Annotated in this window: 14 protein-coding genes; 8 read left to right on the plus strand and 6 right to left on the minus strand. The window is 41.4% G+C overall.

What is annotated here, in order from left to right; translation table 11 throughout:
* Positions 1-56 precede the first annotated feature (56 nt).
* The 8 genes from HMPREF9455_RS01465 to HMPREF9455_RS01500 all read left to right on the plus strand — a co-directional run bounded on the left by HMPREF9455_RS01465 (position 57) and on the right by HMPREF9455_RS01500 (position 11,664).
* Positions 57-1,310: a family 10 glycosylhydrolase gene (locus tag HMPREF9455_RS01465; RefSeq protein WP_083820934.1), complete on the plus strand. Its 1,254-nt coding sequence runs from the start codon at positions 57-59 to the stop codon at positions 1,308-1,310.
* Between the two features lie 36 nt (positions 1,311-1,346).
* The gene (locus HMPREF9455_RS01470) at positions 1,347-2,645 is read left to right on the plus strand and encodes a family 10 glycosylhydrolase (protein WP_006797790.1); all 1,299 of its coding nucleotides are present in this window, start codon (positions 1,347-1,349) and stop codon (positions 2,643-2,645) included.
* Positions 2,646-2,665: 20 nt separating this feature from the next.
* Positions 2,666-4,639 (plus strand): glycoside hydrolase family 97 protein, encoded by a 1,974-nt coding sequence (locus HMPREF9455_RS01475; RefSeq protein ID WP_006797791.1) that lies wholly within the window; start codon positions 2,666-2,668, stop codon positions 4,637-4,639.
* Positions 4,640-4,715: 76 nt separating this feature from the next.
* Complete coding sequence (locus HMPREF9455_RS01480; protein WP_006797792.1) at positions 4,716-6,185, plus strand: calcineurin-like phosphoesterase C-terminal domain-containing protein; 1,470 nt, start codon at positions 4,716-4,718, stop codon at positions 6,183-6,185.
* A gap of 9 nt (positions 6,186-6,194) precedes the next feature.
* Complete coding sequence (locus tag HMPREF9455_RS01485; protein ID WP_006797793.1) at positions 6,195-7,670, plus strand: calcineurin-like phosphoesterase C-terminal domain-containing protein; 1,476 nt, start codon at positions 6,195-6,197, stop codon at positions 7,668-7,670.
* Between the two features lie 39 nt (positions 7,671-7,709).
* On the plus strand, positions 7,710-8,375 hold the full coding sequence (locus tag HMPREF9455_RS01490; RefSeq protein WP_006797794.1) for a GDSL-type esterase/lipase family protein: 666 nt from the start codon (positions 7,710-7,712) through the stop codon (positions 8,373-8,375).
* Positions 8,368-10,188, plus strand: coding sequence for an FAD-dependent oxidoreductase (locus HMPREF9455_RS01495; protein ID WP_006797795.1), 1,821 nt, complete (start codon positions 8,368-8,370; stop codon positions 10,186-10,188). The genes HMPREF9455_RS01490 and HMPREF9455_RS01495 overlap by 8 nt, the downstream gene beginning before the upstream one ends.
* Before the next feature lie 66 nt (positions 10,189-10,254).
* Complete coding sequence (locus tag HMPREF9455_RS01500) at positions 10,255-11,664, plus strand: DUF5009 domain-containing protein (protein ID WP_006797796.1); 1,410 nt, start codon at positions 10,255-10,257, stop codon at positions 11,662-11,664.
* Between the two features lie 94 nt (positions 11,665-11,758).
* Here HMPREF9455_RS01500 and HMPREF9455_RS01505 read toward each other — a convergent pair whose 3' ends face one another.
* The 6 genes from HMPREF9455_RS01505 to HMPREF9455_RS01530 form a co-directional block, all read right to left on the minus strand.
* Complete coding sequence (locus HMPREF9455_RS01505; RefSeq protein WP_006797797.1) at positions 11,759-14,260, minus strand: glycoside hydrolase family 2 TIM barrel-domain containing protein; 2,502 nt, start codon at positions 14,258-14,260, stop codon at positions 11,759-11,761.
* Between the two features lie 135 nt (positions 14,261-14,395).
* Positions 14,396-15,868 carry a cellulase family glycosylhydrolase gene (locus tag HMPREF9455_RS01510; RefSeq protein WP_006797798.1) on the minus strand — a complete coding sequence of 491 codons (1,473 nt, stop codon included), beginning with the start codon at positions 15,866-15,868 and terminating at the stop codon, positions 14,396-14,398.
* A gap of 87 nt (positions 15,869-15,955) precedes the next feature.
* Entirely contained in the window at positions 15,956-17,767 is a 1,812-nt protein-coding gene (locus tag HMPREF9455_RS01515; protein ID WP_006797799.1) for a hypothetical protein, read from the minus strand.
* A 56-nt stretch (positions 17,768-17,823) separates the two neighbouring features.
* On the minus strand, positions 17,824-19,467 hold the full coding sequence (locus tag HMPREF9455_RS01520; RefSeq protein WP_006797800.1) for a RagB/SusD family nutrient uptake outer membrane protein: 1,644 nt from the start codon (positions 19,465-19,467) through the stop codon (positions 17,824-17,826).
* Between the two features lie 12 nt (positions 19,468-19,479).
* Positions 19,480-22,599, minus strand: a complete 3,120-nt coding sequence (locus tag HMPREF9455_RS01525) for a SusC/RagA family TonB-linked outer membrane protein (RefSeq protein WP_006797801.1) — start codon at positions 22,597-22,599, stop codon at positions 19,480-19,482.
* A gap of 55 nt (positions 22,600-22,654) precedes the next feature.
* Complete coding sequence (locus HMPREF9455_RS01530; protein ID WP_006797802.1) at positions 22,655-25,489, minus strand: TIM-barrel domain-containing protein; 2,835 nt, start codon at positions 25,487-25,489, stop codon at positions 22,655-22,657.
* Positions 25,490-25,628 lie beyond the last annotated feature (139 nt).

The following is a 25,628-nucleotide window of genomic DNA, read 5'->3' on the forward strand; positions in this document are numbered from 1 at the left end:
AAAACAGGGGCTTTCCTTTTTCATCCGGAAACACCGGATATTTATTGTTAATTAATATGAGAAATATTCTAATCTTATTTTTTATAGTGTTTGTATGCACTGCTTGTTCCAACAAGGAGAAAGAGACCGATACCGGAAAACCTAAAATACTCTGGCTCGACGCAGAGGCCAATTTCAAACGTTTTTCGGATCAGGATAGCATACGTTTCTATTTAGATCTTGCCAAAAATACAGGGTTTAATGGGATTGTGGTGGATGTGCGCCCGATGGAGGGAGATGTATTATACAAAAGTAAAATATTGAAGCCTTTGACGACGTTCGGAGACGGCTATGTGTACGAACGGAACTGGGATTACCTGCAATTCTTTATAGACGAGGCCCGTAAGCGAAATATGAAAGTAACTGTTTCGGCCGGGATACTTCCAGCCGGACTGGTCAGGCAAAAAACGGGAACAGCCTATGAAGATACTTCGTGGAACGATAAAGTTTGTATAGCTTATACACCCGACGGATTGAAAAGTATGAAAGAAACCAGCGAATATGCTGTTTTCCTGAATCCCGCATTAACGTCTGTGCAAACACTTGTTTCGGAATATGTCTCAGAAATCGTATCTAATTACGACTTTGACGCTTTTACTTTGGATTATTGCCGTTTTTGCAATGCCAATTACGATTTCTCGGATTCGACACGTGTGGCGTTTGAAAAATTTATTGGGAAAAAAGTGGAACGTTTTCCCGAAGATATTTTCACTTATAATGACAAGGCTGAGCGTGTCCCGGGTAAATATTACAAGCAGTGGTGGGAATTCCGCTCCACTACTATCACAAACCTTATTAGTAGTATCCGTAAAACAATCAAAGGCAAGAAACCCGATATGAAATTGAACTACTGGGCAGCTTCGTGGATACATTCCATTTATGGAAACGGACAAAACTGGGGCAGCAAGAAGCATTACGACCCATCAGAAATGTTTCCTGAATGGGCTTCGGAGACCTATAAAAATACGGGTTTTGCCGATCAGCTGGATGTATTCATGCTGGGTTCATACCTGTACGATGTATATGGGCTGGATAATAACGAATCGATAGAATATGCGATAGACCGCGCGTATAAACTTATTGGAGATGACTGTGAAATATACGGGACAGTCTATGGTGAGAATAATATAAAAAATATGGAAGACGCTGTTTACGTGTGTCTCACCCAGAGTGCCGGCCTGATGGTATTTGATATTGTACAGGTGATAAAATATAATATGTGGGACGATATCAAGCGAGGTATCGGACGCGCAGAGGGAAATAATAACTAAGAAGAAAAAACAATGTATCCTAAAATTTATTTACGCATGATAAGATATGTATTATTACTGCTGGCAGTTCTATGTTCAGTGATAAGTTGTTCCGGCGATGATGGCGGTAATGGTGATAATAATAAACCCGAGATTCCTATAGACGTGGATAAACCGCCTATGGCTGATAAACCGATACAGATGTGGATCGATGCTCATGCGAATTTCAGCCGTTTTTCGACTAAAGAAGCTATTAAATCATCTTTGGAAAAAATGAAAGCGACAGGCTTCAATGAAATCTATGTGGATGTGAAGCCGGGAATTGGCTATGCCTTATACGATAGTGATATTCTGCCCCAACTAACCAAATGGGATACTGAAACGGTGACACGCGATTGGGATTATCTTGGATATTGGATTGAAGAAGCCGAACGCCAGGATATTAAAGTCATCGCAAGTATATCCGCTCTTGGATTCGGTTACACGAGAAAAAAAGAGGGGCTGATCTATTATAACCATACATGGGATGGCAAAACACAAATGAGAATGAATAACAACAATCCGAACGATTTAGTGGATATACGCAATGAGGAGAATGTCGATGCCGCGATGCTAAATCCATGCTTGCCTGAAGTACAATCATTCGTCGTTTCCATTATAGAAGAAATAGCTACAAAATACCCTAAGCTAAAAGGAATATGTCTGGATTATTGCCGTTGGTGGTATGATAATTACGGATTCAGCGACGCTACTATCTCGGCTTTTCAGGCATATAGCGGGGAAACAGTGACCGACAAAAACAATATACTTACGGCTACCGGGGCGCCGGGGCCTCAATATCAGAAGTGGATTGAATTCCGTTCGATGACGATAACGAATCTGATAACGAATATCCGTTCGAAAGTAAAATCCGTTAATCCGAAGATGGAGCTTCATTTGTGGGCGTCTGCCGATTGGGGTTCCCGATATGGTGTAGGGCAGAACTGGGCCAGCAAAAATTACAAACTGGATGGTTGGCAGTTTACAAGTAATTATAGCAAAACAGGTTTTGCCGACCAGTTGGATGTGTTTTCGTTAGGTGCGTATGCCGATGCCATTTGGAAATCTGAGGCCCCTAATTCTGTTTGGTCTGTGGAAAATTTTGTGACTACGTACGACAAATTTACAATGGGTGATTGTAAAGTAAATGGTTCGATAAATACCCCTGCATATGGAAGCAATGCTTCCAAAGTTTCGGATGCTGTATATCTATGCCTCAAAAACACAGACGGGCTGATGGTGTTTGAGATATCGCATGTTATTAATTTCAATCAATGGAACGCGATAAAAGACGGGATAAATCGCGTATATAAATAATAAACAGAAATAAAAACAATATGAACAAAGCAATAGCTTCCATTATACTTTTTTGTTTTTCTATAGGTCTTATATATGGGAAAGACTATATCGTATCTTCTCCTGACCATAAAATACAAGTAAAGGTTTCTGATGGAAAAGAACTTAGCTGGAGTGTGAATTTCAATAACGAAACGATACTGAAGCCGAGCAGAATAGCGATGACGGTTAAAGAAAGCAACGAGGTGTTCGGGATAAATGTTTCGGCGCAAAAAGTAAACAGGCGGTCTGTCGATGAGGCTTTTGAAGTTGTAGTTCCCACTAAATTCCGGAAAATGCAGGACAACTTCAATGAAATGACCCTGACCTTCAAAGGTGGTTATGCCGTAACGTTCCGTGTCTATAATAATGGTGCGGCCTACAGATTTGAAACGTCTGTGTCATCACAGAAAATACATATAGAGAACGAAACTGTAGAATTTAATCTGGGAGGTAATTACAGTACCTATTGGCCGAAAGAGAGCAGCCCGAACTTTATCACACACTGCGAAGGTCATTTCGATTATATATCCGTTTCGGATATTCCGAATCAGAAATATGCTTATCTTCCGATTTATTTATCTCCAGCATCAGGCACAAAGATGGTTATAATGGAAGCCGATTTGTTCGACTATCCGAATCTGTTTTTATCAGGAACAGCCACGCAAAAATTAAATGGAGTATTTCCTCCTGTCATTTTAGAAAAAAAAATAAAAGAAGGATCGGACCGTAATGAAGAGATTGTTCTCAATGCCGATTATATTGCAAAAACAGGAGGAAAGAGAAATTTTCCATGGAGATTGCTGATAATCGGCCCTGACGACAAATCCTTGTTGGAAAATAATCTGGTATATCAGTTATCCACTCCGGGCGTAGCCGGAGATAAGAGTTGGATAAAACCCGGTCGCATCTCCTGGGATTGGTGGAGTACACTGAATATATATGACGTAGATTTTGAGGCGGGAGTCAACACCCGGACGTATAAATATTTTATAGATTTTGCCGCAAAATACGGATTGGAATATATATTATTGGATGAGGGCTGGTCTGCTGGGACATGGAATATCCGCGAGCCAAATAAGGATGTCGATGTGCAGGAATTGGTCAGGTACGGAAAGACAAAAAATGTAGGGCTTGTATTATGGGCTTTATGGAATCCACTGCATGAAGATTTAGAAGGAATCCTCGACTTATATAAGCAGTGGGGGATAAAAGGTGTGAAAATTGATTTTATGCAGCGCAACGATCAGGAAATGGTAAATTTCTATGAAAATGTGGGAAAAGCGGCGTTCGATAGGCAATTGCTGGTTGATTTTCATGGTTCGTTCAAACCCTCGGGATTGCATCGCAAGTATCCGAATGTAATGACCTATGAAGGAGTTTACGGGCTGGAGCATAACAAGTCTTCGCATGATATTTCTCCCAACCACGATCTGATATTGCCTTTCACCCGTATGGTAGCAGGTCCGATGGATTATACGCCGGGGGCGACCGTTAATACGACGGAAAACGACTTCCATATGAATTTTATTCATCCGATGAGCCAGGGAACACGAGCGCATCAGGGAGCCTTATTCATTGCGTTTGAGAGTCCCCTACAGATGTTCGCGGACAGTCCGTCCAACTATTATAAGACATCTGATTTTACCTCTTTCATTGCACAGATTCCGACTGTATGGGACGAAACCAGAGCAATCGAAGCCGAAGCGGGAAAGTATCTCACTATCGCCCGCCGCAGCGGAAGTAAATGGTTTATCGCTTCACTTACCAATTGGGATCAGCGCGAACTCAGTGTTAATCTTAATTTTATAGGGGAGGGTAAATATAAAGCGGAAATACTGAGAGACGGAGTAAATGCAAACAGATACGGTTCCGATTTCAAAATAGAAACCAAACACGTTTCCGGAGGCCAGACTTTAGATATAAATATGGCTAAAGGCGGCGGATGGGCTGCTATACTTACGCCTGTGGAATAAATATTTAAGTTTTGTTTATGGCCTGCCGCTTTTATCTGTGCAGGCCATAGAACCTTTGAAAAGATAAAGTACGGATATGTTGAAAAGAAAACTAATTTATATCTTAATCATATTAACCGCCTTGCCTGTAACCAATGGTAAAGCGCAAGCCGATTTGCGGACACGAGAATTTTACGGCAGAGTCAGCGAAAAGGGTAAAGGTATCGCCGGAGTCCCTGTTACTGACGGTATTAATATCGTGATTACAAATGAGAAGGGGGAATATAAATTATTGAGTAACGGAACTTCCGAATACATATATATCACAGTACCATCGGGATATAAAATTCCGATTGAAAATAAAGTGCCTTGCTTTTTCAAAAAAATAGAAAAGAGTGACAAAAAGAAGCAAAAAATAGATTTTGAATTACAGAAATCCAGTGTTGATGATAATAAACACACTTTTATAGTGTGGGCGGACCCTCAGGTAAACTTCATGGACGAATTGTCTTTCGTGGAAAGAGCTGCTTCAGATGTATCGGAACTAATAAGAGATGATTATTCCGACAGGCCTGTTTATGGCATAATATGTGGAGACATTATCCACGATACAGGCAAAGAGCCAAGACTTTATGAACCGATGAAAGATATTGTCAGGCAAATGAATATCCCTTTCTTCTTTGCCGTGGGAAACCATGATATAAATCTCGATGTAAGATCGGATAATTATGCGAAAGAATTATATAAAAAGCATTTTGGTCCAACGTATTATTCGTTCAACAGAGGCAAAATCCATTATGTGGTCTTGGACGATGTTTTTTATGCCGGAAATAGTTTTTACTATATCGGATATCTTCCTGAGAAACAACTCAACTGGCTGGAACAGGACTTGGCATTTGTGCCTGAAGGGTCTACAGTTGTTGTCTCCATGCATATACCCTCTTATTCGGTGGAAGCCCGTAGAGGCGAATATAGTAAAGAACCTCCGACCAAAGTCTTGCAGAACCGCCAATCCCTATATAAAATACTTAAGCCATACAATGCCCATATATTTTCGGGGCATGAACACCAAAACGAAAATTATATCCTTGCCGGTAATATCTTCGAACATAATCATGCAGCGATTTGCGGTCTTTTCTGGCAGGCGCCGTGGTGCCATGATGGAACAGCTTCGGGATACGGAGTCTATGAATTTGACGGAGATAATGTGAAATGGTACTTTAAGACAATCGGGAAAAATCGGAATTACCAGTTCAATTTATATCCACTGGGAGCTAGTCCGGAAAAACCGGATGCGATAACAGCAAATGTTTGGAATTATGATCCTTCATGGAAAATATATTGGTATGAGGATAATGTGAGGATGGGCGAAATGGAACGGTTTACCGGATACGACCCTAATATTCGCGACTATGTAAAAGATAACGGGAAGAATTTCAGATATAACTGGATCTCTGTTAAGCAGACAGATCATTTGTTTTTTGCTATCCCTAAGGATAAGGAGGCCAGAATAAAGGTAGAGGTTATCGACCGTTTTGGAAACTCTTATATTGAAGAACTTAAATAATAAACAAATATGCCGGCCTGCAAATTTTTTTATCTGGTAGTTATATTTATTTCATCGGTAAATATAAATGCTCAGGTAGATTTACGAAATATAGAATTGTTAGGGAAAGTCCTTGATAGTAAGGGATCTGCCATTTCTGGGGTTGCCGTGACCGATGGCTATAATATTGTTACCACTGATAATAGGGGTGAATATAAGTTGTTGAGCAATGCCACTGCCGACTTTGTGTATATATCTGTACCACCGGGCTATATTATTCCGGTGAAGGATAATGCCCCTCACTATTTCCAGCGGATAACCGACAAATCCGGATTGAAACAAAAATTTAATTTTATACTGGAAAAATCCGGACAAAATGAAGATAAGCATGTCCTGATTGCCTGTGCCGACCCTCAGGTCGGATTCGATGAGGAAATACCCATGCTGGGAGGAGCGTTAAAAGATATGGAATTGCTGGTTAACCAATATTATAAGCATCTGCCCGTGCATGGTATGATTTGCGGTGATATAATAGCGGAGATAAGCAGGGAGCCAAAGTTTTTGGAACCGATAAAACAGATGTTTGCCAAAACAAATATCCCATTCTTCTATGCTGCCGGGAACCATGATATGGATGTGGACGGAAGATCGAACCATTATTCGAAGGAAACTTTCAAAAAAGCGCTAGGGCCGGCATACTATTCATTCAACAGAGGTAAAGTTCACTATATTGTCCTTGATGATGTATTCTTTACGGCCCGGGGATATTCCTCCATCGGCTATCTTGATGAAAAGCAGTTATGCTGGCTCGAACAGGATTTGGCTCTTATTCCCGAAGGTTCCACTGTAGTTGTTGCCTTCCATATACCAACTTATTCACCCGAAGCCCGGAAAGGAGAATATGTAAAGGAAGAAATGAACAAAGTGCTTCAAAACAGGAATAGCCTTTACAAAATGCTAAAACCATACAACGCTTTAATTCTTTCGGGGCATGAACATTATAACGAAAATTATCAGTTGGCAGATAATCTCTTCGAGCATGTTCATGCTGCCCTCTGTGGTATTTTCTGGCAAGCTCCCTATAATAGTGACGGTACCCCTTTAGGATATGCTGTTTATGAGTTTGACGGAAACCGTGTGAAATGGTATTATAAACCGATAGGAAAAGATAAGGATTATCAGTTTGATTCATATCTGCCGGAAGCCGATAAACATAAACCAGACGCCATTATAGCAAACGTATGGAATTATGATCCTCAATGGAAAGTATATTGGTACGAAAACGGAGCTAAAATGGGCGAGATGAAGCAGTACAGGGGCTGGGATCCCGGCGTTGTGGATTATGTAGAGAAAAACCGGGAAAACTTCCGGTATAAATATATCGGGGCGGGACCGACAGAACATTTATTCTATGCCGAACCGATAGATAAAAACGCTGAGATAAAAATAGAGGTGATAGACCGGTTTGATAATGTATATACCGGAATACCGAAGAAAATAAAATAATAAAGAAGAATATTAAGTGTAAATCATAAAATATTAATTATGAAATATTTTGTATATATAATCTTGTACTTGGTTGCAGTAAATACTTTTGCACAGCAAAAGCCTGATTTCAGAAATGATTATTATGACAACAAGCGGGCACAACAGGAAAGCATCCCAAAAGTAAACGGAGCAATTGTAATGCTTGGAAACAGCCTTACCGAGCGAGGTTTGTGGTGGGAATATTTTCCCGGAAAGAAGATATTGAACAGAGGAATCGGTGGCGATATTTTATGCGGTATGATTGACCGGTTACCCGATATATTAAAAAACAAGCCCTCTAAAATGTTTATTACAGCCGGAATTAATGATATTCTGTTTCATAATATAACGAAAGAGGAATTTGAAATCCGGTACGATACAATTATAAATTTAATATCGAGGGAGCAACCCCGTTGCCGTATATATCTTGAAAGCTTATTGCCAGTCAACGATATTGTAAATCCCGGTAGTGTATTCTTAAAAGATAAGAACGGTACAATAAAAGAATTTAATGAACTTATTAAAGAAATAGCAAAAAAGCACCGGCTAAAATACATTGATATTCATTCAGGTTTATTAGACGACGGACATCTCAATGCCGGCTACACTGCTGATGGCATTCATCTGAATGAAAAAGGATACTTGATTTGGGCTACATTGCTAAAACCATACATCAATGAATAAAACATCACTTATTTTATTTTTTACCCTGATATTTTCAGTTTCCCTGATATCGTGTAAAAATATACAAAGCACGAAGGAAATCACTACTGATGTTCTGGTTATCGGTGGTACCACCAGTGGCACGTCTGCAGGGATATCTTCTGCCAGAGAAGGTGTTAAAACACTTATAGTAGAAGAAAGCCCGTGGCTCGGGGGTATGTTTACAGCTCAGGGTGTTGGAGCCTGCGACGGGAACCACAATTTACACTCGGGTATATGGAATGAGTTCAGGGAAAAACTTCGCAACAGATATGGAGGTATTGGCGGTGTATGGACAGGCTGGGTGAGCAGTACGTTATTCGAGCCCCATGTAGGTGACAGTATTTTCAAATCGATGGCTGTGGCCGAAAAAGATTTGACGGTACTTCATGGTTATTTTCTTGATGATATACTGAAAGAAGGGAATACGGTCACTGGCGCTGTTTTCTGCAACGATAAGAACGAGAAATTAATTGTTCATGCTAAAATCACAGTAGATGCCACTGATATCGGCGAAAGCCTGAAAATGGCAAAAGCCGGTTACAGGTTGGGAATGGATTCAAAGAATGAAACCGGAGAAAAGGGCGCTCCTGAACAATCAAACGGTATCGTACAGGATCTGACCTGGGTTGCCATACTGAAAGATTACGGAGAAGGAGCAGATAAAACAATCCCTAAGCCTCAGGGTTATAATCCGGAAATTTTTCATGGTTGCTGCAAAGAAACTGTCGATTCGATACAAATCGACTGCCGGCGGATGCTCGATTATGGAAAAATGCCGAATAACAAGTATATGATCAACTGGCCTAAATCCGGTAACGATATTTATCTTAACGTAATAGAACTGCCTCGCAAAGAACAGGAAAAAGAACTCCAAAAAGCGAAAGAACATACGCTCTGTTTTATATATTATATACAGAATGAGTTAGGGTTCAAACATCTGGGATTAGCAGATGATGAATTTGACACACCGGACAAATTAGCATATAAACCATATCATAGGGAAGGGCGCAGACTTAAAGGATTGTCTTTCCTGACTTTCAACCATGTTGAAAATCCATACGGCCAAAAGGAGTTTTTATACAGGACAGGCATATCGGTAGGTAATTATCCGGTCGATCATCATCATGGGAAAAATCCAGAGGCTCCTAAAATAGGCTTTGATCCCGTTCCGTCTTTTAATGTTCCGCTGGGGTCTCTTATTCCTGAAACTGTAGACGGCCTGATAGTGTCGGATAAAGCTATTTCAGTATCGAATCTCATCAATGGGTCTACCCGCCTGCAACCTGTAGTTCTGCTTACCGGGCAGGCTGCCGGAATTCTGGCGGCATTATCAGTAAAAGAGGATAAACAGCCACGCGGGGTATCAGTAAGGGATGTTCAATCTGTCTTGCTGGAGAGAAAGGCATACATTATGCCTTTATACGACATTCTGCCGTCCGACCCCGACTTTGAAGTGATACAGAAAGTCAGCGCGACCGGGATATTAAAAACAACAGGTGAGCCATTTGGTTGGGCAAACCGTACATGGTTCTATCCGGATACAACAATCACAGTTGCTGAATTTACAAAAGGGCTCAATTCTTTCGATCCTGAATCGGAAATTATAGATGATAATAAACTGCTTACCGAAGATGCAGCCGTTAAATATATTTACCGGATTACGGGACAAAGCAAAACCGATGGGAAAGTATATTCGACCAAACCGGTTACAAAACGCGGACTGGCGGTGATACTGGACAGGTTGCTCAATCCTTTCAGTAAAGAAATCGGATTTGACGGACACTATCAATAAAAATATGTGGAAAGAAGTTGAAACAGGTATGCATAACGGTGGCATAATAAAATAAATTCCTGAAGGATGGATGACAGGTCATGTGCACTGGATGCACTTAGAGGATACGCCATTGTGACAATGGTTTTGTCGGGAGCCGTAGTCTACGGCGTCCTGCCCGGATGGATGTATCATGCACAGGTACCTCCTCCCACCCATGTTTTTAACCCCGCAGCACCGGGAATAACATGGGTCGATTTAGTCTTCCCCTTTTTCTTGTTTGCTATGGGTTCAGCATTTCCTTTTTCTATCAGGAAGAGACTGGAGAGAGGGGAGTCTAAATTGAAGCTTATTTACGATGCACTGAAAAGAAGTATCCAATTGACATTCTTTGCCATCTTTATCCGGCATTTCTATCCTTATGTATTGAGTAATCCGGAGGATGCAAGGGCTTGGGGGCTGTCCCTGCTGTGTTTCGTTCTTCTGTTCCCTATGTTTATGCGGATACCGTTAAAGATGCCCGCTTGGGCGCATACGGCAATCAAACTGTCAGCTTATGGCATTGCCCTTGTATTATTGTTGACGGTAGATTATGCCGATGGGCGCAAGTTTGACCCGCATTTTAGTAATATCATCATTCTTATTCTGGCCAATATGGCTTTATTCGGTTCGCTGATCTACATTTTTACGATAAAAAGTAAAGTGTGGCGCATAGCTGTATTGCCTTTCATAATGGCTGTTTTTCTGGGAAAGGATGCGGAAGGTAGTTTTGTCAGCGAGATATATAATTTTACACCTCTGGCATGGATGTACAAATTCGAATATCTGAAATATCTGTTCATCGTATTGCCGGGCAGTATTGCCGGAGAATATCTGATGGAGTGGATGAATGCAAGAAAGCGGATAGAGCAGAAGCCGGATGTAAAGGAACAGAATGTATCGTATCAGATTTTGTTTATTTCTGTAATACTTATTATAGTCAATCTGTGTTGTTTATATAATCGTTGGCTATTGGTAAACCTATTCATAAATGCCGCGCTGATTGCTTATGGCTATTTCATTCTGAGAAAAAACGCGACAGTGAATGAGCAGCTATGGAAGAACCTGTTTACGACAGGCAGTTATCTCGTACTGTTAGGACTGTTTTTCGAAGCCTATCAGGATGGGATAAAGAAAGATCCTTCTACATACAGCTACTATTTCCTTACTTCGGGGCTGGCCTTTATGGCGATGATAGCATTCCATGTTATCTGTGATTATTGTAAATGCCGTCATAGTACAAGTTTTCTCGTCATGTCGGGGCAGAATCCGATGATAGCCTATGTGGCTACAGGCTTGTTCACTGTGCCATTGCTGAGCCTGACTAGTATATATTCCGTCTTCGATTTTTTTCAGCACAATGCGTGGTTGGGATTCTTGCAAGGGGTAATACTGACAGCTATAGCGGTGCTGGTGACAATGTTCTTTACTAAGATAAAATGGTTTTGGCGAACGTAGTTTCACCATATTTTATATAAAGATTATCCCTGTTTATTTACAGATGTTTATTTCTGTAGATAAACAGGATATCTATTTTTTCAATTTACCGTGTTTATTTAGATGTTTTTATCTCGATAGATACGTCCTCAAATCCATCTGACTTAGCCTTCAATATTATCTTTCCACTATTCTTGTTTGATTGGACAACAACGAGTGCTTTGCCGTTGAATAATTTACGCGAAGGCTTTTTCAGAGAATTAGAATCTGTTGGGTCTCCATTATCCGTTCCGGCTATAAATCCATTGCCCTCAATGCTGAAGTCTATCAGGTTATCAGCTACAGGTATTGCATTCCCTTCTGCATCCAGAATTTCGACTGTTACAAATGACAGGTCTTTGCCATCGGCCTTGATTGTTTGCCTGTCGGCAGTGAGTCTGATGCTGACTGCTTCTCCTGTTGTTTTGACTTCTTTTGTCATAACTTCTCGGCCATTTTTATAGGAGATGGCTTTGAGTGTGCCCTTTTTGTATGGTACTCGCCAGAACACATGAAATTGGTCGTCCGTTTTTGACTTTTTGCCCAATGATTTACCATTCAGGAACAGTTCTACTTCATCTGCATTGTTGTAGTATGCCCATACATCTATATCCTGTCCTTCCTGCCAGTTCCAGTGCGGAAATATATGCAACACATCCTTATCTGTCCACTCGCTCTGGTACATATAGTATATATCCTTCGGGAAACCCGCCAGATCCATAATGCCGAAATAAGAGCTACGGGAGGGCCACCAGAAAGGAGTCGGTTCGCCCAGATAATCGAATCCTGTCCATAAATATACACCCGATATATGATCATACTTTTTCACCAGCCGCCATGTGTCTTCGTGTGTTGTACCCCATGGTACATGGCAATTGTCGTATGACGAGCAGTGGTGTACAGGCCTGTCGAATGGCTTATCCCATCGTTCGGGCCAAATGCTCATGCTGTCGGATGGCATTTGATAGTAACCGCGTGACATCAGAGCCGAAGTTGATTCTGTAATAATTAAACTTTGGTTAGGAAACTTCTCATGAAAATCAATCCAATTGTATTCATGGTAATTGAATCCGATTATATCCATTGCCCCTGAACGAAAAATATGGTTCGACGGTTCAGTTTCATTGTTACCGGTAATTATCGGTCGGGTAGGGTCAATTTTCCTTACTATATCGGCTAACTTAACAGTCAATAATGAGTTTATATGTAATTCTTTCGGCTTTACATTTTTCTTGTCTAATGTGTTTGCGAAGTTTAGTACCATATTTGCTTGCTGCAGATCCAATGTATCCGCATCGATATGGGACCATTGCTCCAGCACCTCGTTACCTATACACCACATGAATATAGAAGGGTGATTTCTATCTCGAAGAATAAGATCGGTCAAATCTTTTTCATGCCATTCGGGAAAGTATTGAGAATAATCGTAGGGCGATTTTTTCTTTCGCCACATATCAAACGTTTCGTCCATTACAATAAATCCCATTTTGTCGCATAGGTCAAGTAACTCGGGGGCGGGGGGATTGTGCGCGGTACGAATACCATTACACCCCATTTCTTTCAGCATCTCCAGTTGCCGTTCTATCGCACGAGTATTTACTGCCGCTCCCAGACAGCCAAGATCGTGATGATTACATACACCTTTTATCTTAACCGACTTTCCATTCAGAAAGAAGCCTTTCTCCGCGTCGAATGAAAAATAGCGTATTCCTAGAGGAGTTTCGTATTCATCTACAATTTTGTCATTTTGTTTTATCTGTGTGATGATTTTATATAAATATGGATTTTCTACAGACCAGAGCACAGGTTTCTCAATGCTAATGGACTGTTCTATTTCACCATTGGCCTGTGCATCTATTTTCAGCTTCCCATTTGTTTGGGTAATTTCTCTTCCTTTGGCATCAACCAGTATAGAATAGATATCTGCATTTTGTGATGTTGACTCTGTGTTGCGGATATTGGAGATAATTTTTATTTCAGCTTTTTGCTCAGAAACTACAGGTGTTGTAACATAAGTACCCCAATGATCAACATGTACAGGATTAACTGTTACCAGCCATACATTACGGTATATGCCCGAACCCGAATACCAACGTGAGTTAGGCTGTTGGGAATTATCTACCCGCACGGCAATCACATTCTTTTCTTCGGGTTTGATGTATGGAGTGAGGTCGTAACGGAACGATATATATCCATTAGGCCGTTCACCTAGAAAGTGGCCGTTTATCCATACTTTGCTGTTCCAGTAGATACCGTCGAAGTCGATATAAAAGTTCTTGTCTTCTTTTGATTTACCGACAGTAAATTCTTTTCTGTACCATCCTATACCTCCGGGCAAAGCGCCGCCACCGGGAGTTGCCGGGTTGTCCGAAGAAAAATCAGCTTCTATACTCCAGTCGTGAGGGAGATTTAATGTTCTCCACTTTGAGTCGTCATATTGGATATTGTATGCCAGGGAATCGTCTCCCAGACAGAACTTCCAGTTGTCTGTAAAATCGGCAGTATCCCTCACTTTATCCTGTGTAGTACATGAAAGTAAGATTGTACTTATAAGAAGGAGTATGTAATATCTTTTCATAATGCGTATAATTCAATCCCGACAATCGGGAGTAGAGAGAATAAAGGCCGGACCATATTCCGGCCTTTACCTTTTGTGAACTCTGTGAATTCAAAAAAGCCCTAAAAACCTTTGCCCTAAAAACCTAAAATGTATTTAATTTCCTGCATCTATAATAGCACTGATAGCATCGGCATGCACTTGTTCCCCGGTAGCCCTGTCGAAGAGGCCTGAAGCTTTATCTCCGGTTACACCATTGTCCCAATAAACTGGTACCATTCCGTTTTTTAGTGCTGCTTTTGTTATATAATTCAAATAATAATTGCGTGCTTTTATGTGATTGGCATAATCTGCTGCCGGAAGAGATGTTCTTAGCGAAGCTGCATATTCACCTAATATTACAGGAAAGCCTTTGTCTACGAAATTTGTTTTCATTCTGGCAAACTGAGTATCGGCCCAGTCTTCCTGTCCCCATGAAGCTGTACCTGCACCAGTGAAATCTTTTCCCCACAAGAATACTGAATTATTTTCTTGCAGACAGAATTCGTAAGGGTCGTAGTAATGTACCTCAGCCATCATACGGTTTGCTGTGGCATCTGTCGACATTTTCAGGGAACTTACAGCCAGGTCTATATTTGTGTTGTATGCCTGTACAATCAGATTACGCCAGGCATTTCGTCCGCCTGTGGCACGTACTGCATCTATAAAGGATTGATTATAAGAAAGCTGTACTTCAATATTTTCGGCAGTAGGGGTGCCGTAGTCTTTATGTACTTCATTGGTGCCTGCAAACAATAAGTGTTCGTCATAGTCGCGGAAATAGATTGCTATTTGTTTCCATAATGCTTTCTGTTTCTTGTTCACTTCCTCCTGTTTGTCGTATGTCGGATTTTCTTCGAGCCATCCGCCGTCCCAGTGTATATTGATGATGGCGTACATATCGTTGTCCACGCAGTAGTCTACTACTTCCTTAACACGTGCCAGCCACGAATCTTTTATTTTATATGTAGTTTGATCCTCAAGATAGGCATTCCATGCACACGGTATACGCACGGTATTGAACCCCGCTGCCTTCACTCCGTCTATCAGCTTTTTCGATGTTTTGGCATTTCCCCAAGATGTTTCTCCGGCAGAAGTACCATCGGTTGCCTCAAGCGAGTTCCCCAGATTCCAACCTATTTTCATTTTTGTAGCCAATGCGGGAGCATCGCTGTCCATACCCGTTTTATCGGGGTCGATATAATCCGGTATTACAGGATCAGGTGTTTTTGCAGCCTGTGTTAGTGTAATGGTGATGTTTTCCGCACCTGTGGCAGATAGGGTAAATGTAGCGGAACGAGATTCCTCCAAATCATTCGGGTCTGCGGTTATTGTTACTGAGGCGTTCCCTTTGGCCGTTTGAATCGAAGGTTTTACCCACGAATCGGAGGGGAAATCTATCCGCCAGGTTGTATTCGATGTTATCTCCATTTTGGAAGTGCCACCATCAGCCTCGAAAGGAAAGGTGGTAGGTGTTGCCGAAATGGAAGCCTCTATGGATGGCTCCGTTATCGGATCATCATCGTCGCCGCAGGCCCAGAAGGGTAGCAGTAAGCATAGTAGGGTTAATGTATATTTGAATATTCTCATGTTGTCAGAAATTTCGTTTTATGTTTAATTGAAAAAGACGGTTATCCCGGAATATCTAAAATAAATATCCCGGGATAGCCATGACTGTTATTTTAGAATATAATGATAAATAGTATATTGATCATCTCCTGAAACAACACCAAGCCAGAATCCATCAGTATCTACATTGGTGAAGGTTCCTCTTACCCATTTGTATGTAGGGCCTGTTACAGGTAGCCATGAGCCGGCTCCTTCGAAGGCAGGCAGACCTGTATCTGATATGGTTACTGTCATTTTTTCGGCATCCAGTACACATGGTGAGGTAGTTGTGATACCACCCTGCGTTTTGGAGAAAGTCACGCTGCCATCAGTGTTTTGTGTAAATGTTATTGAGGCGTTTTGTGCAGAAGCAATTGTCGCAGCATCCCAATACCATCCGTCCTGAGTACCTGCAACAGTCCATCCGTTCTCTCCTTTCAGGTTTGTCCAGTCTACAGGCCAGTTTGTATCTATCTTAAATGTTTTTGAAGCAGTGCCACACAGTGCTTTTTTCATAGCCTTGTTCACATCTACTTCATTACCAGTATTACCTACTATAAAGTGATATACCATATACTGAGGTTCGCTGGCATCTCTGTTACCAAACCAGATACCGCTTACACTACCCATCACGTCATGTTCTATTTTCACTATCTTCCATTGGTTGGCAGCAGTAGTAGAAATATTAACCCAGCCTGCAACAGGGAAATTTGGTATTGCATCTTTGAAGGTAATGGTATTTGTACTTTGCTTGTTGGTATATGTACCTTCTGTTTCTGTTCCGTTATTCTCCCTGATTGTTACCTTCCCGTCTTTTGTAAATGTGATGGCACATCCGGCAATGTTGGCCGCCGCAGCAGCATTGTAACCTGTCCAGTCAGGATAATCTTCGATGCTGTTCCAATCGTTCATCAGGTTGCCGTTAAGGTCAGACCAGTTGAAAGGTGTGTTTGTATCCACAACCCATGTTTTAGAAGATGTAACAGATAGTATCTCCGATTGGTCACCAAAATTGAAATTAGGATCAGGAACATCTTCCGGAACATAATTATCGGCATATGTTTTGGATACATAGTTGAAAATATAATACCACGGACCTTCAGAGTTTGTACGCATAATAGCCAGTCTCATCTGGTTTTCATTCAGGCGAAGTATCTTAATGTTTGAAGTCCAGTTAGATGCATTATCGATGAATGATGCCACGCGGATGACTGATGCATTAGATGTTGTCAGGGTATGGGTAGATGCATTCAGGAAGTAGGTGCCACTTTCGTTTCCACCCGATTCGTTAGGTTTCACTGTAGTGATGTATGGCCCGCCTTTGAGACTGAAAGTCATTGTTGCGGCTAAATCTTCAGCCGTTTGTCCCACATCGCCCGGTTCCCAGTTTGGAGTGAAGTTTTCATATTCCTGAGTAGCAGATGGATCGGCATATCCCATAGGGCCCGAAGCTAAACCATATTTCCCTGTATCCAGTATCCATGTTTTCTCATTATCCACACCTCCGCAAAGTGCTGTCCACAGTGGGTCGTCCACATAACTGAGGTTGGTGGTCGTAATAGTAATATTCATAGCGTCAGCCTCTACGATACCTCCACCACTCAGTACTCCATATTGAAATGTGTATGTTCCCGGAAAAGCAATGTATAGGGTATCCTTTACCCGTATCGACTGTCCGTATGGGGTAGCCCATGTCGGGGTAAATCCCGGATTAAGGCTTTCCATGATAATCATATTCGGATCTTCGGGATTTTGTAGGATTGAGTATTTCAGCTCATCCTTCGAGATGCTTGCACCCATCTCGTATTTGTCAGGAGTACAGTCTGCAAATAAGAATACCAGTCCCAACAATGTATATAATAGTTTCAGATTATTTTTCATAATATACTTATTATTTTTTATGTATTAACAAGGTAATGAGTAGGTCTGTGACCTTATTACCATCCTGCATTTTGTACCAGTACACCATTCGACAGGTCTATTTCACTCTGTGGTATTTGTTGTAATCCCTTAGTGGTTCTGATTTTATCGGCAGCGATACTCTTGGTCGTTTTTACTCCTCCGTTTTGTACTTCGGTTGTAGTTGCTATTGTTTGGGCTGCTACGTCAATGCCTTGACGAAGTAGGTCCCAGTAACGGATACCTTCGCCCACAAATTCCAGACGGCGTTGTTCCAGTATATTTGCTTTTGTTGCATATACCTGTGTAAAAGAATCGCCAAATGCACGCTCCATAATCATATCCATATAATTCTGGGCATTCGGACTGCCTAGTTCGGCTGCCATAAGGAGCACATCGGCATAACGGATGGATACATAGTCCTGATACTGCCCTAGCATGTTATTAACAGCACCATTTATGATAGAAGCATCTTGCAGTTCTCCTTTATCATTGTACATCGACATCGGCATATATTTCTTTATATAGTAGCCGGTGTATTCACGTTGATCTTGTATTTGTTTTGCTGAAAGTTTCAGTCCTTCGTCTTTGATAGAAGCTATCGAAACCGCCTGACGTGTATCGCCCGATTTGAATGCACTCCAGAGTTTTGGGTCTACAGGGCATGCGCCCCAGCCTTGTGCATAAGGATAGACGTCGAATGAGCGGATTCCGGTCATTATCATCCAGTGGTTACCATCGGTATTGCCATTATAGTCGCTTGTCCATGTATATTTGATAGCAAAAACAGTTTCTTTGTTATCTTCTCCTACATAATTGATTTTACCATTTACGTTATCTTCTTCTTCATTTTTTACAACTGAAGATACCGGCCACAAGTTGGCAAAGTTTTCAACCAATCCATAATTTCCGTTTGCAATAACGTCTTCAAGATATGCAAGTACAGTCGATTGTTGAACACCAGCCAAATCTGTTTTTCCATAATAGCCTGTATAATACAGGAATACTCTTGCCATCAACGCTTCGGCAGCATATTTGGTTACACGCCCTCCATTGGTGGCAACATCAGATGCACTCCACGGTTTTGCAGGCATATTTTCGCAGGCATACGTCAGGTCTTCCGCTATCAGTTGGTACACATCATCGGCAGCAGCCTGCGGTATGTTGTCGGTAGTAGGTGTTGTGAGTAAAGGAATATTCCCCCAAAGGCGCACCATATCGAAATAAAGATATGCGCGGATGAAACGGGCTTCGGACATATATGTCTTTCTCAATGTTTCGTTGCTGCCCCATTCTATCTGATCTTCTTTGCTGATGAGCATATTGCATCTCAACATGGCGGCGTAGTATGCTTTCCAGTTGGCATCGAATACTTGGGCTGTAGATGGCGAACGAGACTTGTCGAATTCGTCCAGCATCTGGTATTTCAAATCATCAGAAGAGCCTGTCCCACCGAATGCATTGTCAGAAAACACTTCTGAAGCAACAGGGAAGCTGACCCCGTCGGCCCATACAGTTTGCAATCCATCATAACAGCCAACTAAGGCTTTCCATGCGTCATCGGTTGTTTTATAGAAGTTTTCCTCTGTTTGTTTGTTCGGTTCTACATCGAGGAAGCCATCGCCACAAGCATTAAATAGAATGGCGATTCCGGCTAATAAATATATTTTTACTTTTTTCATTGTTTTCCGGTTTTAGAATTTAACATTTACACCAAACAAATAAGTACGGGGACGAGGGTAATATCCAAGGTCGATACCCGATGAGAAGCTGTCTACGCCATATCCAATTTCCGGATCCATGCCATCATAATGGGTAAATGTATACAAGTTTTGTATTTGTCCGTAGAGCCTCAGGGAACTGATATATTTCGATTTTATCAGTTTGGCAAAATCATATCCTAATGTAATATTGCTTATTCTAAGGAAACTGCCGTCGTGTACATACAGGTCGGAGAAATTCGACCAGTTCTTCCCATCTTCTGTTACACGAGGCATTGAGTTGGATGTACCTTCACCATGCCAGCGGTCGAATACAGATGTTGTATAGTTAGAGAAACGATTTGCTATATTCCTGTATGATTGTACGATATCGTTTCCTGCCATTCCACTTGCATTAAGGGCGAAATCGAAATTCTTATAGGCAAGATTGATATTGAACCCGAATGTAAAATCAGGATTCGGATCTCCTACATTTCCTTTATCGTTGGTGTCGATAACGCCGTCACCGTTAACATCGACATACTTTACGTCTCCGGGCTGAGCATCGGGTTGAAGAACTTTACCGTTCGACTTATAGTTTTGTACGTCGGCTTCATTTTGGAAAATTCCGGCTGTTTTGTATCCCCAGAAGAATCCGATCGGCTCACCGTTTTGTGCGCGATAGAATTCGGTAGCATTGTCATAAAGCATATTTGTAAGACCATTAATAATTCCGCCTTCGGTAGGAATCTGGCCTACAGTATTTTTGTTATAAGCACCATTGGCTCCGATTGTATATTCCAATCCACCGATGTTGTCGCTGAATGATACACCCAATTCCACACCTTTGTTGGTAACATCTCCTCCGTTTATATACTTAGAGCTTACACCTGCGGTTGCTAATACAGGAACGCTGATGATCCAGTCTTTGGTCTTTTTATTGTACCAGTCGAAGTTTACATTCATTTTCCCGCTAATAAAACGTGCATCGAATCCGACATTGAATTGCTCTGAAGTTTCCCAACTCAGATCAGGATTGGAGAGATTGTCAGGATTAGCACCCGGGGTAAGTACCCCCTCAGTATTACCGAAAATATAGTTTACATTCTGCTGATTGATCATAGCCAGATATTGGAATGCCGATACATTCTGATTACCTACCTGTCCCCAGCTGGCTCTTAGTTTAAAATAGTCCATCCAGTTTTTGGCTGGTTCCATGAATGACTCATTACTCATAATCCAGCCTGTGGAGATAGACGGAAAGTATCCGAAACGATTGCCACTGGCAAAGTTTGATGAACCATCGGCGCGAAATGTGGCGTTTATCAGATAAGTCTCTTTATAGTTGTAATTCAAACGTCCAAAATATGAAAGTTTTTTGATGTCAGCATCTTTGTTACCTCCAAGGCTCAACAGATTGCTTAATGTATTGGTCGCATTTGACAAATAGGCATGGTTCAGACTGTTGAAGATCAGATCCACATTGCTGCCGTTTAGCCATGTACCCGAATATTGACTCATCGATGAACCTAACATGGCTCCGAAGTCATGGTCTTCATTCAGTTTGAAATTATAGCTTAATAAGTTATCCCAATTGTAAGTCCGGCCTTTATTCATAGATTGAGTGGCTACTGTGTGATCGTTGAAAGCATATAAAGACAGTCTGTAAATGGGTTTGTATGAATTGCTTTCGGAAGCAAAATAATCGATACCCAATGTTGTCCTGAATTTCAGATTTTTGATAGGTTCCAGTTCAAGGTATACATCCCCTACGAGTTTCTGAGTATTGCTTTTGTTTTGGTTGTTGTATACCATCTGTGCATAAGGATTAGCTTCACCATTATACCAGTCGGAATTACTGTTGTTCCAGAAATTTCCGTCTTCGTCATACATCGGTACGAACGGGCTGGTATTGAAGGCTGCTCTTAGTGTATTGTTGTATTGGTTACCTACCTGTATACCATTTTTCTTGCTGTAAGAGAATGTGAGATGCTGGCCTAGTCTTACCTTATTATCATACAGATTGTGTTCTGTATTGACGCGAAAGTTATAACGTTCATAGTTAGACAGGTCTTTTCCACCTACTATACCTTCCTGTCCGGTATAAGACAGTGACATCGACCAGACAGATGCCGCCGAACCGCCTGATGCTCCAAGTGAATAATTTTGGGTGATGGCATCATCTACCAACATTTCATCTATCCAGTTGGTACCTGTTCCCATATTGGCTATTTCATCATTGGTAAAATATGCGCTTTTACCTGAGTTTATAGCCGCTTCATTCATAATAGTTGCATACTGTTGAGAGTTGAGTAGCTTCGCTTTTCTGGCAGCTTGCTGAACACCATAATATGCATCGAAAGTGATTTGTGCTTTTGCTCCGGTTTTACCGGTCTTGGTTGTTATCAGTACAACACCGTTTGCAGCCTGTGAACCGTAGATAGCAGCCGAAGCGGCATCTTTAAGTACATCGATAGACTCTATGTCGCTGTTGTTCAGGTAAGTAATGTCGTTAGTTAATATCCCGTCAACAACAAATAGCGGTGATGCATCGGCAACAGTTCCCAATCCGCGGATACGTACTTTCAGGCTTTCACCGGGTTGTCCCGATGTGGAGGTGATCTGTACACCCGGGGTTTTTCCCTGTAACGCCTGAAGTGCATTTGTCGTATTCATTTTTGCCAGTTCGTCGCCTTTTACCTGTATGGTGGCTCCGGTGTTCAATTTCTTTTTCTGTACACCATAGCCGATGGCCACTACTTCGTTCAGTAAGTTGATTTCTTCTTCCAGTTCGATATTAAATACTGTTTCAGTACCAACTGTGACTGTTTTGGGTTTGAACCCGATGAAAGATATTTCAATCTTCGCGTTATCTTTAACGGTAAGGGAAAACTTACCATCCAAATCGGTCATTGTACCGTTTGTAGTCCCTGCCTCGATTACCGAAGCCCCGGCAAGGGGTTCGCCAAGAGATGTGACCGTTCCGGTTATTTCATGCGCCGATTGAGCATAAATTCCGGTTACTGAGAATAAGCTGATAATTAGTATCAGGCATATTCTCTGCAAGTTAAGGAGACTTGCGTTTTTAGGAGAGGTTGTCATTCTTAGATTCATTGTATTAGTGGTTTAGTAAACATTGAATATTGTTTTGTTTCTCATATCAGAATATTTATTGTGCCATTTTTATTTCATTTGCTTTTCCTGTATATTTCACTTCCGAAACAGATTTTTTACCATCTTTAGTAATCCATTCCACACGGAATATCCTTTCCTTAGGCATACCTTCATATTCACCTTTTGTATCACCTATAGAAAGTGTTTTGGACGCTTCGTCGTATGTGAATTTGATGGTCGAGTATGCGTCTTTTTCATAGTTATAATTTACGCCTTCATCTTCATATAAAGTAAATTCACCGTTTGCTCCCGTATAAACTTTCAGGGTAAGATCTTTCTGTATTTCCTTGGTGGTTTGTATATCTTTACCCATCGGTAGAATAGCCCCTTCTTTTATATATAGAGGGATGCGTTCGTATGGAGCGGAAACATTCAGGGTTTGTCCTCCTGCGATATACTTGTTTGATTCGAAGTCGTACCAATTAGTATTAGCCGGAAAGTATGCATTACGTGATGTCGCTTTATATGTATATACCGGACATACCATTATATCGGGTCCAAACATATACTGGTCGCTTATATTATGGGTCTTAATATCTTTGCCAAAATCCATAACCAAAGCCCGCATGATTGTGTAGTCGTTGAAGTATGTCATTCCCGCCAATGAATAGATATATGGCATCATTTGATAACGGAGTTTAGTATAGTAAACCATACTCTTGTATGCAGGATGGCTTTCCGGTGCGAGGTTGTATATTTCGCGGGTAGGGAACTGTCCATGGCTGCGGAACAACGGGCAGAATGCACCGAACTGGAACCAACGGGTATTCAGTTCTCTCCATTCTTTGAGGTCTTCGGAACCTTCTTTTGCCACTTCGTAACGTTTCTCAACACAGAATCCGCCTATATCCATTGTCCAGTACGGGATACCCGACATGGCAAAATTAAGTCCTGCTGATATCTGAGCTTTCATATCTTCCCAGCGTGTACCTATGTCGCCGCTCCATGTTGCAGTAGAATAACGTTGTGTGCCTGCAAATCCTGAACGGGTAAGAAGGAATACACGGTCGTTCGGTTTTACTGAACGCTGACCGTCGTATATGGCCATTGCATTTGCCAGTGCGTATGCATTGAAATATTCAGTCGATGAGCCCAATGCAGTAGGTGTCATCAGGTCTTTACGGTATTGCATGCTTGCATTGGACAGAATATCCGGTTCGGAAGCATCCATCCACCAGGCATCGATACCTTTCGAATATAGTTTCTCGTTCATCTGATCCCAGAACATTTTACGTGCACCTTCGCTATAGGCATCATAAAATCCGGCAATATAACCTGAGCCTATCCAGTCGCGGATACTGTCTTTTACTGCACGGTTAAACATCCATCCTTTTTCGTCGAAAGCCTTATAATTATCTGTCGTATAATAGAACTTAGGCCATACCGATATCATAATGCGTGCATCCATAGCATGTACGCTGTCTATCATGCCTTTAGGGTCAGGGAAGCGTTCCGGATCAAAATCGTGGCTACCCCATGCATCTTGCGGCCAGTAAGACCAGTCCAATACAATATTATCCAGTGGTATGTTTCTTTTGCGGTATTCGTTTATAGCAGTCAGTAACTCGTCTGAAGTTTTATAACGTTCGCGGCTCTGCCAGAATCCCATCGCCCACTTAGGCATCACCTGCGACTTGCCTGTAATGGTGCGGTATCCTTTTATAACATCATCAGCATCGTTTCCGCGGATGAAATAATAATCTATCTGATCGCCCATTTCCGACCATAGGGATAATTTGCTCTGTTCTTCCTCCGGTCTTGGGCTTAATGCTTTCAGTCCTATATACGATATACCGCCATCAGGTTTCCAGTCCAGTTTCAATTTGCGTTTTTCACCTGCTTTCATATCCACTGTGAATTTGTAACTATTAGGATTCCATGCTGTACGCCACCTTTCGGGTACGATTACTTCATCGTCCATATATATAGTGGTATAACCTGCATAATAGAGTATAAAATGGTATTTGCCTGCTTCTTTGGCTTCTATTTCGCCTTCCCATGTGATACGGGAGTTATAGAAAGGGAAGTCCTGAGGGAATTTCTTCACTGTTTCCAGATTTTCATAATCTATTTGCGATTCGCTCCTTTCAGTAAATACTTGTTTGGTATCCCCGTTTACCATATATGTGGCTGTAAGCCCGCCTTCTTTCCCTGTTTTATCATATAACTTAAACTGGTCTAAATCTGCATAGTCGCGTGGGTCGCCAAACTTGGTAAGAGAATAATTATCCCACAGTATACCGTAATTTTTGCTTGATAAAACAAAAGGCACCGACACCTTTGTATTATATTGGAAAAGAACTTCATTTTTTCCTTTATAATTGTATTCATCAGCCTGATGTTGTCCAAGTCCGTAGAATGCTTCATCGGCAGGCGATTCAAATATCTGCTGCATGGTATAGGCTTTTTTACCTTCCATTTCTATACCGGAGAATATTTTACCTCCACCTTTATTCTCAGAAAGGATTAAATTGCCATTTATGTCGGAGAATGATACTTCACCTGTCGCCAGTGATACGGACGCAATGGTAGTTGCCGTTTTCAAGATGACATTTCCATCCTGTTCCGAAACATCCCAACCTTCGGTTTTTGTTTTATCATAGATTGTAATAAGGCTCTTATTTTCCGGGAAATTATTAGCCGGTGTTGCCGATACCCGAATGATATCATCATTGATAATTTGTAACCTGACATGTTTTGTAGAGTTAGTGTTTTCCGTCTTTAATGTTACTATTACCCCATCGCTTGTTTTCTTGTAAGGTCCGCTCTGGCAGCTGGTGAGTAAAAACACTGACAAAAGGCTCGCAAGTACGAGTTGAATTTTTTTCATGGTAATTATTTTATGTTTAGATTTCTTGTAAACAAAGTTAGGATAAGTGTCTAAAACCGATTTTCTTAAATGTTCTTAAAGAAAGTGTCTAAAAAGATATGTAGGGGGTTAAATGTTTCCAAAGTGGTATTTAAATGGT

The organism is Dysgonomonas gadei ATCC BAA-286, assembly GCF_000213555.1.
GTDB classification, from domain to species: Bacteria; Bacteroidota; Bacteroidia; order Bacteroidales; family Dysgonomonadaceae; genus Dysgonomonas; species Dysgonomonas gadei.